Origin of the sequence: Salegentibacter maritimus, assembly GCF_016236915.1 — a bacterium.
Taxonomy (GTDB): Bacteria; Bacteroidota; Bacteroidia; order Flavobacteriales; family Flavobacteriaceae; genus Salegentibacter; species Salegentibacter maritimus.
Genome location: NZ_JAEHOK010000085.1, coordinates 1 through 211, shown reverse-complemented (window position 1 = coordinate 211; position 211 = coordinate 1). Strand labels below are relative to the sequence as shown.

Below are 211 nucleotides of genomic sequence, written 5' to 3'. Positions count from 1 at the left end.
ATACTCTTTTAGACGAAAACCAAAACCCGGTAAGCAATTCGATTGCTAATGGGGAATTCAGCGGATTAGATGCAGGTACTTATTTTGTACAGGCAAACAATGGCGATTGTGAGTCTGTTTCTGAAGCTTTGGTAATCATAGAAAACCTGGGAACTCCTAATCAACCACAAGCTACTATTGCGCAACAACCAACGTGTGAGGATACCACCGG

1 protein-coding gene is annotated in these 211 nt (G+C 42.7%); it reads left to right on the top strand.

The window, feature by feature from the left end; all coding sequences use genetic code 11:
* Positions 1-211, top strand: a 211-nt coding sequence (locus tag I6U49_RS17355; protein WP_198629713.1) for a hypothetical protein, incomplete at both ends; no start/stop codon positions are given.